Origin of the sequence: Bartonella sp. CM120XJJH, assembly GCF_042194715.1 — a bacterium.
GTDB lineage: Bacteria > Pseudomonadota > Alphaproteobacteria > Rhizobiales > Rhizobiaceae > Bartonella.
On the sequence record NZ_JBHINE010000012.1, the window covers coordinates 34,210 to 46,493 of the forward strand.

Annotated in this window: 9 protein-coding genes; 8 read left to right on the top strand and 1 reads right to left on the bottom strand. The window is 37.7% G+C overall.

Going from position 1 to position 12,284, the window contains the following annotated elements:
* Positions 1 to 108 precede the first annotated feature (108 nt).
* From ACFIKU_RS06155 to ACFIKU_RS06175, 5 genes are all read left to right on the top strand, one after another.
* Positions 109 to 1,725: an ABC transporter substrate-binding protein gene (locus ACFIKU_RS06155; protein WP_375642584.1), complete on the top strand. Its 1,617-nt coding sequence runs from the start codon at positions 109 to 111 to the stop codon at positions 1,723 to 1,725.
* A gap of 112 nt (positions 1,726 to 1,837) precedes the next feature.
* Complete coding sequence (locus tag ACFIKU_RS06160; protein WP_375642585.1) at positions 1,838 to 2,911, top strand: ABC transporter permease; 1,074 nt, start codon at positions 1,838 to 1,840, stop codon at positions 2,909 to 2,911.
* 2 nt (positions 2,912 to 2,913) lie between these two features.
* Entirely contained in the window at positions 2,914 to 3,843 is a 930-nt protein-coding gene (locus tag ACFIKU_RS06165) for an ABC transporter permease (RefSeq protein WP_375642586.1), read from the top strand.
* Positions 3,836 to 4,720, top strand: a complete 885-nt coding sequence (locus ACFIKU_RS06170) for an ABC transporter ATP-binding protein (RefSeq protein ID WP_375642587.1) — start codon at positions 3,836 to 3,838, stop codon at positions 4,718 to 4,720. The genes ACFIKU_RS06165 and ACFIKU_RS06170 overlap by 8 nt, the downstream gene beginning before the upstream one ends.
* Complete coding sequence (locus tag ACFIKU_RS06175; RefSeq protein WP_375656978.1) at positions 4,707 to 5,489, top strand: ABC transporter ATP-binding protein; 783 nt, start codon at positions 4,707 to 4,709, stop codon at positions 5,487 to 5,489. Before ACFIKU_RS06170 ends, ACFIKU_RS06175 begins: the two co-directional genes overlap by 14 nt.
* A 1,202-nt stretch (positions 5,490 to 6,691) precedes the next feature.
* Here the strand turns inward: ACFIKU_RS06175 and ACFIKU_RS06180 are convergent.
* Positions 6,692 to 10,378, bottom strand: coding sequence for a right-handed parallel beta-helix repeat-containing protein (locus ACFIKU_RS06180; RefSeq protein WP_375656979.1), 3,687 nt, complete (start codon positions 10,376 to 10,378; stop codon positions 6,692 to 6,694).
* Between the two features lie 977 nt (positions 10,379 to 11,355).
* Here ACFIKU_RS06180 and ACFIKU_RS06185 point away from each other — a divergent pair.
* The 3 genes from ACFIKU_RS06185 to ACFIKU_RS06195 are packed head-to-tail and all read left to right on the top strand — an operon-like array spanning position 11,356 to position 12,220.
* On the top strand, positions 11,356 to 11,928 hold the full coding sequence (locus ACFIKU_RS06185) for a hypothetical protein (RefSeq protein WP_375656980.1): 573 nt from the start codon (positions 11,356 to 11,358) through the stop codon (positions 11,926 to 11,928).
* 20 nt (positions 11,929 to 11,948) lie between these two features.
* The gene (locus ACFIKU_RS06190; RefSeq protein WP_375656981.1) at positions 11,949 to 12,074 is read left to right on the top strand and encodes a hypothetical protein; all 126 of its coding nucleotides are present in this window, start codon (positions 11,949 to 11,951) and stop codon (positions 12,072 to 12,074) included.
* A gap of 20 nt (positions 12,075 to 12,094) precedes the next feature.
* Positions 12,095 to 12,220: a hypothetical protein gene (locus tag ACFIKU_RS06195; RefSeq protein ID WP_375656982.1), complete on the top strand. Its 126-nt coding sequence runs from the start codon at positions 12,095 to 12,097 to the stop codon at positions 12,218 to 12,220.
* The last annotated feature ends 64 nt before the right edge of the window (positions 12,221 to 12,284 follow it).

Consider the following 12,284-nt stretch of genomic DNA (forward strand, 5'->3'; position numbering starts at 1 on the left):
TTGATTAAATGAAATTGATGTCTGAATGCTATGCTATTTAAAAGATGAAAGAGAAAATCACAATCACTTTGTGTGAAAAGGTAGAAGAATACAAAAGGAAGAGATAAAATGGGAAAACAAAGAATATTGAAAAAATTTTCTATTTTATTAAGCTCAATCGCTTTTTTAAATGGGGCTGTAACATCGGCATTCAGTGCCTCATCTAAAAATATATTGGTAATGGCATGGAATATTGATTCAATTAGTAGTTTTGATCCAGCGCAAACTGTTGAGGTTGTGACGAGTGAGTTATTGACGAATATTTGCAGCGCGTTAGTGCAATATGATGAGCATGATCCTACAAAAATTCGCCCTGCTATGGCAAAATCCTGGGACGTTTTAGATAATGGCAAAAGAATAGTTTTTCATCTTCGTGATGATTTAAAGTTTAATGACGGAAGGACGGCTACAGCGCAAGATCTGGTATGGTCGATGCGACGGATTATTAAATTAGGATTAAGCTATGCTCAATCTTTAATGGATTATGGGTTTACCAAAAAAAATGTTGAAACAAATATTCAGGCTCTTGATGATAAGACTTTACAATTAAAATTAGATAAACCCTATCCTATTCAGCTCATATTGACTGTTATTGGACAATCTTATGCTTCTGCTTTGCTTGATCGGAAAACAATTGAAGAACAGAGCATTAACGGTGATATGGGGAACAAATATTTAGCAACACATTCAGCTTGTGTTGGACCTTATAAATTGTTGAGCTGGTCTCCAGGAGATAAAGTTGTGTTAGAGGCGACACAGCATTATTGGGGCGATGTGCCTAAAATTAAGCAGATTGTTGTGCAACATGTAGCGGATTCATCAAGTCAGAGACTTCTTTTGGAAAAAGGTGATGTGGATATAGTGCGTGATCTTTCTTCAGAGGATATTTTAGATCTTGAAAAAAAAGGAGGCCCAGTCAAAATTAGTCGTGTTTTGCGTCCCCAGATTATTTACCTATCATTAAATAATAAGAATGCAATTTTTGCGAATGAAAAGGTCAGATTGGCACTTCGTTATTTGGTTGATTATGAAGGTCTTGGAAAAACTGTTTTGAAAGGGATTGCTATTCCTCGGGCAACTTATATGTCTTTAGGTGTTCCAGGTGCTCTAGATGAAAAAGAAGGTTTGCCTTTTCAGTTGGATTTGAAAAAAGCAAAACAACTGATTACTGAGGCTGGTTATCCTAACGGATTTAAAGCTAATCTTTTAGTTGGAAGCCTTAGTTATATGTCGTCTGTTGCACAGTCTATTCAAGCCAATGCACGCAAAATTGGTGTTGAGCTTACAATTGAAAAAATGGCACAAAATCAATTGTTGAGCCGTGTACGTGGTGGAAATTATGATGCTGCTATTATGGGGTGGGGCAGTGCCGATCCTGATGGACATCCTGCTTCATTAAATCACGTGTTTAATCCTGATCCAACATTTACAAAAAAGCACAATATGTATTTAGCTTGGCGAGCTGGGTATTATGATGAAAACATTAATAACATGGTGATGGATGCTTTGTTTGAGCAAGATCCCAATAAGCGTATCATGCAATATCGTACTTTACAGCATTATGTGTTAGAGCATGGTCCTATGGTTTATTTATTTCAGACATATTATACCGTAGGTATGGGACCTGATGTCAAAAAATGGATTTGGAACAGTTATAGACTTTATTACAATGAAGCAGAAAAATAAAAAGAAGCATGTTATAGAGAAGGATTATAGAACATGCTTAATAAGAGGTTGTTTCGTTATATAAAAAAAGGTATTTGCTTTATGTTTTGTCGCTACAGAGGGGATTTTTATAATGGTTTTGCCACTTTCAGAGACTGAAAGAGCTGTATCAGAAAAGCAGAGAAAATTATTTTTATGGGATTTTTTATGCAAAGGATTGAAACTTCTTATTTCGGTTTTTATCACATTGCTTGGGTTGGTGACGATTACTTTTTTTCTTGGTCATCTTCTTCCTCTAGATCCAGTTCTGTCTATTCTTGGTGATAATATTAGTCAGGAAGCTTATGATGCAATGTATTATAAGCTGGGTCTTGATAAGCCGTTGATTGTCCAGTATTGGAAGTATCTTCATAATGTATTTTTGTTTGACTTTGGAGATGCATTAACTTCTGGACGACCTGTTCTAGCCGATATTATGCGTGTATTTCCTGCAACATTAGAGCTTGCAACCGTCGCTATTGTTATTGGCACAAGTCTTGGAATTCCATTTGGTGTTTTTGCAGCAATGTATCGCGATTCATTTATTGATTATGTTGTCCGTGTTTTTACACTTGTAAGTTATTCTACTCCAACGTTTTGGCTTGGATTAATGGCGTTGTTAATATTTTACGCCAAGCTTGGTTGGGTTGGTGGTCCAGGACGTATTGACTTTCTTTATGAATATTCTTTTGAACCAAAAACAGGATTTTTCCTTTGGGATACTGCAAGCCAAGGACAATGGGAGGCTTTTGGTAATGTTTTTAGTCACATTATTATGCCTGCTTTGATCTTAGCTTTCGGTGCTATGGCTTATATTAGCCGTATGACTCGTGGGTTTATGATTGAGCAGCTTAATCAGGAATATATCATTACTGCGCGTGTAAAGGGATTATCGTGGGCGAGAACCGTTTGGGGGCATGCCTTTCGAAATGCTGCTGTGCAAATTATTACCGTTGTTGCGCTTTCTTATGCTTTTTTATTAGAAGGGGCTGTTTTAACGGAGACAGTTTTTGCTTGGCCTGGTTTTGGACATTATTTGACAAATGCTCTTTTAGCTGGGGATATGAATGCAGTTGTAGGATGTACTTTACTTGTAGGATTTATCTTTGTCGCCATTAATTTATTTTCCGATTTGCTTTATCGCATTTTTGATCCAAGGACACGTTGAATATGACAGTAAGTAATCATCATAAATCGCAATCATCATCTTCTTTGGGTAGTTGGTTAAACGATCCTGTTCCAAACTCCATAATTCAAGCGAACATACAAAGAATTTATCATGCACTGGTTAAGTTTTTTCATAACTTTTCGGCTGTATTCGGTCTGCTTATTATTTGTATTATTATCATATGTGCATTTTTTGCTCCTTGGATTGCTACGCATGATTTTCTTAGTAATGATCTAGGACATCGGTTGCAGCCACCCTCTATGGCGCATTATTTTGGAACAGATGAATTGGGACGTGACATTTTTAGTCGCCTTATTTTTGGTTCTCGTATTACTCTTTATGTTGTTTTTCTTACAACAGTTATTGTAGGTCCAATAGGGCTTATTGTTGGAACTGTATCTGGTTATATGGGCGGATGGGTTGATACTGTGCTCATGCGCATTGTCGATATTTTTCTTGCTTTTCCAGGTTTGATTTTAGCTCTTGCATTTTCAGCCGCATTGGGACCAGGGATTGAAAATGCTTCTATTGCAATTTCAATTGCAGCATGGCCGCCAATTGCACGTTTAGCACGTGCTGAGACTTTGACAATACGTTCTTCTGATTATGTTTCTGTCGTTCGCTTGCAGGGGGCCTCTTCTTGGCGAATTATTTTGTTTCATGTTGCGCCTATGTGTATTCCTTCAGTGATTGTACGATTAACTTTGGATATGTCTGGAATTATTTTAACGGCTGCTGGTCTTGGCTTTTTAGGATTGGGAGCTCAACTTCCAAGTCCTGAATGGGGTGCGATGCTTTCTTCAGGGCGGGAGTTTATGATGACAAATTGGTGGTTGGCGGCAATACCAGGCTGTGCAATATTATTTGCAAGTCTTGCTTTCAACCTTTTAGGTGATGGTCTTCGTGATGTATTGGATCCACGCAATGGGTAATAAATTATTAGAAGTAGAAGATTTACGTATTTCTTTTCCTACAACGCGCGGCATTACAGAAGTTGTGCGTGGCGTTAGTTTTTCTGTTGGAAAAGAAAAAATTGGAATTGTTGGTGAATCCGGATCTGGCAAATCGATGACTGGGCGTGCAATACTAAGGTTAAGTCCAAAAGCAGCCATTGTTAAAGCTAAAAAAATGCGCTTTGAGGATGTTGATTTATTGGCCGCAAGTGAACCTCAGATGAGAAAAATCCGTGGGAAGCGTATTTCAATGATTTTACAGGACCCCAAATATTCACTTAATCCATTAATACGGATTGGGGAACAGATTATGGAGGCTTACTGTATTCATTATCGTGTCTCAAAAGCTGAAGCGCGGGAACGCACCATATCTATGTTAGAATCCGTTCATATTCGTGATCCTGAACATGTGATGCGTCTCTTTCCTCATGAAATATCTGGGGGGATGGGGCAGCGTGTGATGATTGCAATGATGCTCATTCCAAAACCTGATTTAATTATTGCCGATGAGCCAACATCTGCACTTGATATTACGGTCAGACGACAAGTTTTATCTGTATTAGATGAACTTGTGACAAAATCTGGAACGGGACTTATTTTCATTAGTCATGATTTGAATATGATTGCTGATTTTTGTGATCGTATTTTGGTGATGTATGCGGGCCGTGTGTTGGAAGAGTTGCCTGCTTCTGATTTGTCTCACGCTTGTCATCCTTATACAAAGGCATTGCTCGCGAGTTTGCCACGGCTTGATAATCCTGTTGAGATTTTGGCTGTTCCTGAGCGTGATCCTGATTGGTTATATAATCCTACGATTGTTAATGGTGTTGAGGAGGTTCCTCATGACAAATTATGAGAATATTATTGATGTTTCTAATTTATCTGTAACTTTTGGGCACAGGCATAAGGCCGTAACAGTTGTTAAAAATGTTAATTTTCATATTAAGCGTGGTGAAGCTTATGGTTTGATTGGTGAATCCGGATGTGGAAAGTCAACTATTTTGAATACATTGGTGGGGCTTATTCCAGATTATAGTGGAAAGTTCCTTTTTGCTGGACAAGAAGTTGAAAAGAAAAGGAGTAAGGATTTTTTACGCTGTATTCAAATGGTTTTTCAAGATCCGTATGCTTCGCTGCATCCAAGAAAAATGGTCCATACGGTTCTTTCTGAATCGCTCAAAATCCATGGGATGGATAATCAAAGAGAGCGGGTGGAGGATGCTTTAGATTCTGTCGGTTTAGATTCTTCATTTCTTTATCGTTATCCTCATGAGTTGTCTGGAGGGCAGCGTCAGCGTATTGCTCTTGCACGTGCTTTAATTATCGAGCCAGAAGTTTTATTACTTGATGAGCCAACATCTGCATTGGATGTATCGGTGCAGGCTGAAATTTTAAACTTGTTGAAATCATTGCGCGTGAGAAAAAAGCTTACTTATTTGATGGTATCCCATGATCTTGCTGTTGTTGCACATATTTGTGAACGTGTTGGAATTATGCATAAAGGGATTATTCTTGAAGAGCTTAGCAATGATGAATTGCGTAATCTACATGCGCAACACGATTATACAAAGGAGTTTTTTGAAGCCAGTATTGAGCCTATTGTCCATAGAGAGCAAAGAGTGTGATCGATTTTTCAAAAGAAAAAATGCATTTTTCTGTTTTAGGTTTCGAGAAGTATTTAGTATCTTTGTTGTAATAGAGAGTTTTTGTATTTTATATAGTGTGAAATTTTTCTAGTATAATTTACTGAAAGAGGGTTTAGCGGTATATTTTAAAATTCTTTTGGTAATACTGCTTTATAAATCATGCAGAGATTCATAACGTGTATTATTTTCTAATATTATTATACTGTTTTTTGATTATAAATTCATATTCAGAAGTTTTTATTGTAGAACTTTGAATGTTTAGTTTGTGAGCAATTACAGGTGATTAATGATGCCGTATTTCCCGAAAAAATTGGCCCTTTTGTAGAGTTTAGTTTTTATTGTCTTTGGTTTTTTCTGTCTTTTTTACAGTTTTAGGTTTTATTTGTCCAAAAACGCTAAGTTTTATTCTTTAAAAAAGAAGAAGCTGTTATGAAAATTTTTCAATAGTACATGAGAATGATACAACTATTTTTGTTGTTTTCTATTCTTAAAAATAGGTTCTTTGAAAGAAAAACAGATTTTATGAATAAAAAAGGCAGCATATTGTGTTGCCATTTTTGATAAAGTGTATACAGATAACAATACGTCTGTTGTTACGGTCTTGTCTTAAAACGAATAGCGTATTCTATCTGAAAAACTTGCTCCGGATATATACCAGTTTTTTAAAAGCTATTGTGGATAGCTGATTTCAATTTTGCGGTTTTGTCAATGATGGAATTGGTGATATCTCCTTTTGGATTTCATAGGATAAAAGAGTATCAAGATAAAAACCACTGTCACGCTGTATACTGCCATAGGTGGTGAGTAAAGTGACTATTTATTCAATATGCTCTTACTTGCTGTCTTGCATATCCTTTGGAGTGAAAGAAGTTGTCTATAGGTTCCTACAAGATCAAAATGTGTTGTAGATATTTTGCCCTTCTAGCGCGACAAAATTAACAGCTCCTTGTAGAGCAGCATAGCGAAGATTAGCACTGCTATAACTATATTTACTAGGAGCACTACTTATCAAAAAATAAGGCTCCTATTTCTTCATAGGCGTATAAGAAGCAGCCATTCCGTTTGTCTTATTCTTTCTCCAAGACAGATGTTCGCATATTGGCTAACAGTTGCACTTTGCTTAGCCATATCGGCCAATCCAGCATACAAGAGAGCACTGAGCATGATCAAATAGCTTGTATTCATGGCACGATGGTTTTTACTTTTGAGTCGCTATCAAGCAGTACTGGTTGTAAGCGAAAATCCCAGAAATCTTTATTTTTTCCTAAAAGGTTTTGTTCAGTATTTGTTTTACTGTGGTTTGATTTTGGTCCATAAGCTTTCAGTATATATTTATAAGGTGAACCACTTATTGTGATATAGTCCTGTGCAAGTTTGAAAGAGTTTTGATTTACTTTCCCAGAAACTTGAATGAGTGAAAGACCACGCACACTGGTAAGAGCAGAAGTATCTGCTTTAATATTGTTCTTTTCTAAATGTCCAGTAATATAAACCAGTGTAGTCCCTGAAACATCACCATCAATCAGAAGATGGTCAGCTTTTTGTTTGTTTATGGCAGTGCTATCACTCCATTCGACGTTGAAATGAATTTCTGCTTTTCCTTTAGCATTGTAGACTTTTTTAGTATTTGGTCTGCCAGATCCTATGTGCAACGTGTGATAATGATCTTCTGTTGGCTCTCCAAAAACAATAGAGCTGTCATTGATGTTAAGGACAGAAACATCAGAACGCGATCTTTGAGCAATATCAAGCAGTTTTTCGCTCTGGCTTTTTTTATTTGTACTTGTTTTCAATGTCCATTTCGTATTGTTTTGCAAATCAAAGATTGTTTTGAATTTTTTTTCGGTGTTCACTTTGCCGTCTAAGATGGAGTGATTGGCGTTTAGTGTAAAAGTGAAATCATTTTTTTTCGTTGAAGCTTCGGTTACTAATAAAACATTGGCGCGGATTTCTGAATTTTTGAGATTGGCTTTACCAATTGATTCATTTGCATTAATTCCAGTACCGTTTTTAATGTGAAGTTTTGTATTGGTTAAATTGATTTCTGATGTTTTATTCTTCTTAGATTTTCCAAATATCATACCTCTATCTTCTGCTGTTGCAGAAACATTTGTTACATCAATATGTCCATTATTATTTACAACAAATGCACTATTTTCGGCAATCACTGTTCCTCCGATCATTTTAATCATCCCGCCATTTTCTGAATAAAGTCCGACCTCAGCATTTTTAATCGTTGTATTGCCATATAATTCAACTAAACTGCTAACATCTTGGCTTTCCGCACCGAATCCGTTGCTATCTGCTGTTATTAGAGTAACATTCGTGGCTTTAATACGCCCACCATTTTCAGCAGATAATGCAGTAGTTTTACCTTGTACTGTTCCTCCCGTTACGGTAACGATGGATTTTAAGTCTTTTGCATAGAGTCCAGCGTTGTCAGATGATGTAATTTGAGCATTATCAGTTAAAGTAATGGTACTGCCGTTTATAGCAGATATTGCTGCACCTTTTGCGTTAAATGATCCTCCAGAAACGGTTATTTGAGAACCATTATCTGAAATTATGCTATTGATTGCTTGCGGAACGGTTACATTTTCTAAAGTAATGGCACTCCTTCTTGCATTTATTGCATTGATTAGTAGTGCATCGCCCTTACTATTTAATATCGTTACATCTTTCAGTTTGTTATTGCTCTTGTTTTTTAACAAGTGAACGCCTGCTTCGGAAGCAGTAATAGTTCCTCCTATCATTTTGATTGTGCTATCGTTTTGCGCATCAATTCCGATTTTAACGTCACTGATCGTTGTATTTCCAAGCAATTCGATCACACTGTTAGAGCCAGAGGAAGCTGCACCAGCAGCTACACCACTGCCATTATTAGTTGCTTTTAAAGCAACATTTGTAACCGTAATATGGCCACCTATGTCTGCTTCTAAGGCGGTATATTTTCCTGTCACGCTTCCTGTTGTCATTGTAATCGTGGATTTTGAGTCTTGTGCATAGAGGCCTGCTTCATCATGTGACGTAATTTGAGCATTGTCCGTTAAGGTGATGCTGCTGCCATTTTGAGCACATATTGTTGCATAGCTTGAATCAAATGATCCTCCAGAGATTGTTATGTTAGAACGATTATTTGCAATTACGCTGTTGCCTGTTTGAGTCACTTTTACATTTTTTAAAGTGAGTCCACTTTCTTTCTCTAGAAGTATTCCTTTGCCTGAATTTTTATCTTGACCGGTTGATATTATTACATTTTCTAGTTTACTTTCGGGGCTCTTACTGTTCACGAAGCCAACTCCAGTTTTAGAAGTTGTAATAGTCCCCCCAATCATTTTAATTACGCCACCGTTACCTGCCACAAGCCCAACAGCAGCATTCTTAATCGTTGTATTGCCATATAATTCAATCATACTATTAGCGCTATCAACTCCTGCGCCTATTGTAGGAACATCCGTGACCTTGCCCCCATGTTCATTTGTTGTTAGAGCAACATCCGTGACCTTAATATGTCCACCGTTTTCTGCGATCAACGCTAATTCTCCGGTTACTGTTCCTCCAGTCATTGTGATGGTAGAATGTACACCATTTGTATAGAGTCCTTTGCTATTCGATGATGATGATGTAACTTGAACGTTGCCTTTTTTACTACTAGTTAAAGTAATGTTGCTGCCATTTCCAGCGTATACCCCTACGTTTTTTCCCTCAAATGATCCTCCAGAAACTGTTACTTTAGAATGATTATTTGCAACTATGCCACTTTTTGCCCGTGTAACTGTTACGTTTTCTAAAGTGACGTTACTTTCCTTGTCGGCACCTATTCCTGTGATTTCAGGGTCTTTATCGTTACTGCTCGATATTTTCACATTTTCTAGCTTGTTTCCATCGCTCTTGCTATTATAGAAACCAGCGCCGGTTGCAGAAGCTGTAATGGTCCCTCCGATCATTTTAATCATTCCACTGTTTTGTGCATGAAGACCGATTACAGCATTCTTAATTGTTGTATTCCCATGCAATTCAATCATGCTGTTCGGACCGCCGGCGACAACTGTTCCGATTTTATCATTCGTCGCTGTTAACGCAACATCCGTGACTTTGATATGTCCACCGTTTTCTGCAACCAACGCCATTTTTTCTGTGATTACGCTTCCACCCGTCATTTCGATTGTGGTTTTTGAATCTGTTGCATGGAGTCCAGTACCATGAGATGATGTAGTTTGAACATTATTGGTTAGAGTTACGCGACTACCATTGTAAGCAGATATTGCTGCCTTTGTGGCATCAAATGATCCTCCCAATATCGTGATTTCAGATTTATTATTTGCAGTAACGCTATTCATTGCCTTACTCACCTTTAGATTTTCTAAAGTGACTTCACTGTCTTTGTCTGCAACTATTGCAAAATTTAGTGGTGCTTTGCCTTTGCCACTTGATATTATTATATCTTTTAGCTTGTTTTCAGCATTCTTACTGTTCAAGAACTTAGCGCCAGTGTTGGAAACTGTAATAGTTCCCCCAGTCATTTTTAGTGTAGCACCATCTTTTGCTACAAGACCGAAGAAAATGCTAGAACCAGTTCCTTTAATGGTTGTACCATCCAGTAATTCAATCGCAGTGTTAGAACCTTCAGCTGTTATAGCGTGCGTATTTGTGCTTATATTGGTGTTTGTTTTTTTGTTTCCGATTATCGTCAAATGCTTGCCGATAATTTGTCCGCCTTTTTTTGCGTGAATAATTTCATAGGTTTCGTTGGAAACTTCTTTTTTACTTTCTGAAATTTCAAGATTTTTAGCTTGTGCATTAAGATGGATACCAGACAGTACAACTGCCACAATTGCTGTGCAGGATAGAAGAAATTTTTTAGGCATCAGTCTGCTCCTTTTAAAGCCCCTAACATTCATTTCCCCGCAACTTCATAAGAAGAAGTGAAAATAGATATTGCTTTTATTTTAATAACACAGCACTTGGATATTTTATTTTGCTTTTTTTGTCAAAATTAAAGTTGCATTTATATTTAAGTATGTAATAACTAAATTTATTTCGTAATGTATTTTTATCTAATTATATTTTAAAAATAAGTTTTTCATATTCATGGAAATATTATGAGGCGTTGATAGTTGCATTCATAATATTTTTATTGATTGTAAATATTCTTTTATACCAATATTCACTGGTGTATGAGTAAAGAAATGCCGGAATAAAAAAGACAGTAAAAAACGTAATGTAAAAGAGAAGAGCAGTGCTTTTACAGTTTTATATTTTCAAAAAAGAAGAGGTTTTCAATTTTTAAAGTCAATAAAGAATAAATATTTTTGTGTGTAATTTGACTTTATATTTTATACTGAGTGGGAAAAGGTGAAATTAGGGTAGATATGCGATAATTAATTGTTGTTTTCTACATTGTATATCAAATGAGTTTTTGACAGAAAAAATGAGAAAAGACTCTGACAGAGCTTTGAAGGTTCTTTGAGTGTTCAGTGCCCTCTTTGAACACATAAAATATACAGAATCTGCTGATAATCCACAATTTACGAAAGGCTACATGTTACACAAAACCCCGTTGGATGTAGCATGACATTAGGCTTCGTACTAAGTGTAAAGAGATGGAAATACATGGTACTTTATTATCTTTATGGCCACTTTTTACCATTAAATGTGCATTTTGTCAAATTGGATTTTGCAGCTAAAATTATAAAATGGCATAGGGCAATGCCCATCCCGTTTTAACGGGCGTCATCATCAACACCATTGCTGCCCTGATGGCTTTTAATATTGCTCTACGGGTGTTGCGATTTACCATAGCTTGTACACGTCTTGGTTTGTTTTTGGTGCTGATACAACTATCATGACGCGTTGGAAAAACATCATTGCCAATGCTTTTGATTTTTCTCAAGCTTGGCAAAAGTTTAAACAAGGGCTTAGCGCTGTTGGCAGGTGGTTTGGCAACGTGTGGGAGGGCTTTAAACAAAGCCTTTCCAACTTTTGGCAATGGTTGAAGAGTTTTTTTACACAGGAAAAGCTCTCGGAGAGTGCCAAGGCTGGTATGGAACAAGCTGGCGAAGATTTAGCGGGTTGGATTGTTGATGGTTTTATGGGCACCATCTCACAATTGACGGATTTTTGTAAATCTTTACCTCACCGCATTAAGGGGTGGATTGGGTCCATTGATGTAAGAGGGTTTTTGCCAAGTTTTTTGGGAGGCAAAACAACCATTCAACCGATTGCACAATTTGCGGGGGCGGGGCATGCAAGTTCCCCTTTCACAGAAGCAAAAGGCAAAGAGCGCTCCCCTATCACCCACAATCAAAATGTCACAGTGCATGTCAATGGCGCGCGTGATCCCATTGCCACCGGTCGAGCGGTTGCTCACGCCATTCAACGGGCACGCGCCAATGCATTGCATGGGGGAACAGAATGAGAGGAGGGACACACAAACTTATGTATCGCACTCAAAATGTCACAGTGCATGTTAATGGCGCGCGTGATCCTGTTGCCACCGGTCGTGCGGTCGCCCATGCCATTCAACGCGCACGCGCCAATGCATTGCATGGCGAGACAGAATGAGAGGAGGGACACACAAACTTATGTATCGCACTCAAAATGTCACAGTGCATGTTAATGGCGCGCGTGATCCTGTTGCCACCGGTCGAGCGGTTGCTCACGCCATTCAACGGGCACGCGCCAATGCTCTGCATGGCGGAACAGAATGAGGGCAGAAAGGCAATGAGGGGAGGGGCGCTATGGCTTGGGAGACACAGAGTGATTAAGAGAAAC

Excerpts from the sequence above, each read along its gene's own strand:
- ACFIKU_RS06190 (WP_375656981.1), top strand. The coding sequence starts at position 11,949 with ATGTATCGCACTCAAAATGTCACAGTGCATGTTAATGGCGCGCGTGAT.
- ACFIKU_RS06195 (WP_375656982.1), top strand. The coding sequence starts at position 12,095 with ATGTATCGCACTCAAAATGTCACAGTGCATGTTAATGGCGCGCGTGAT.
- ACFIKU_RS06185 (WP_375656980.1), top strand. The coding sequence starts at position 11,356 with ATGACGCGTTGGAAAAACATCATTGCCAATGCTTTTGATTTTTCTCAA.
- ACFIKU_RS06155 (WP_375642584.1), top strand. The coding sequence starts at position 109 with ATGGGAAAACAAAGAATATTGAAAAAATTTTCTATTTTATTAAGCTCA.
- ACFIKU_RS06180 (WP_375656979.1), bottom strand. The coding sequence starts at position 10,378 with ATGCCTAAAAAATTTCTTCTATCCTGCACAGCAATTGTGGCAGTTGTA.
- ACFIKU_RS06170 (WP_375642587.1), top strand. The coding sequence starts at position 3,836 with ATGGGTAATAAATTATTAGAAGTAGAAGATTTACGTATTTCTTTTCCT.
- ACFIKU_RS06175 (WP_375656978.1), top strand. The coding sequence starts at position 4,707 with ATGACAAATTATGAGAATATTATTGATGTTTCTAATTTATCTGTAACT.
- ACFIKU_RS06160 (WP_375642585.1), top strand. The coding sequence starts at position 1,838 with ATGGTTTTGCCACTTTCAGAGACTGAAAGAGCTGTATCAGAAAAGCAG.
- ACFIKU_RS06165 (WP_375642586.1), top strand. The coding sequence starts at position 2,914 with ATGACAGTAAGTAATCATCATAAATCGCAATCATCATCTTCTTTGGGT.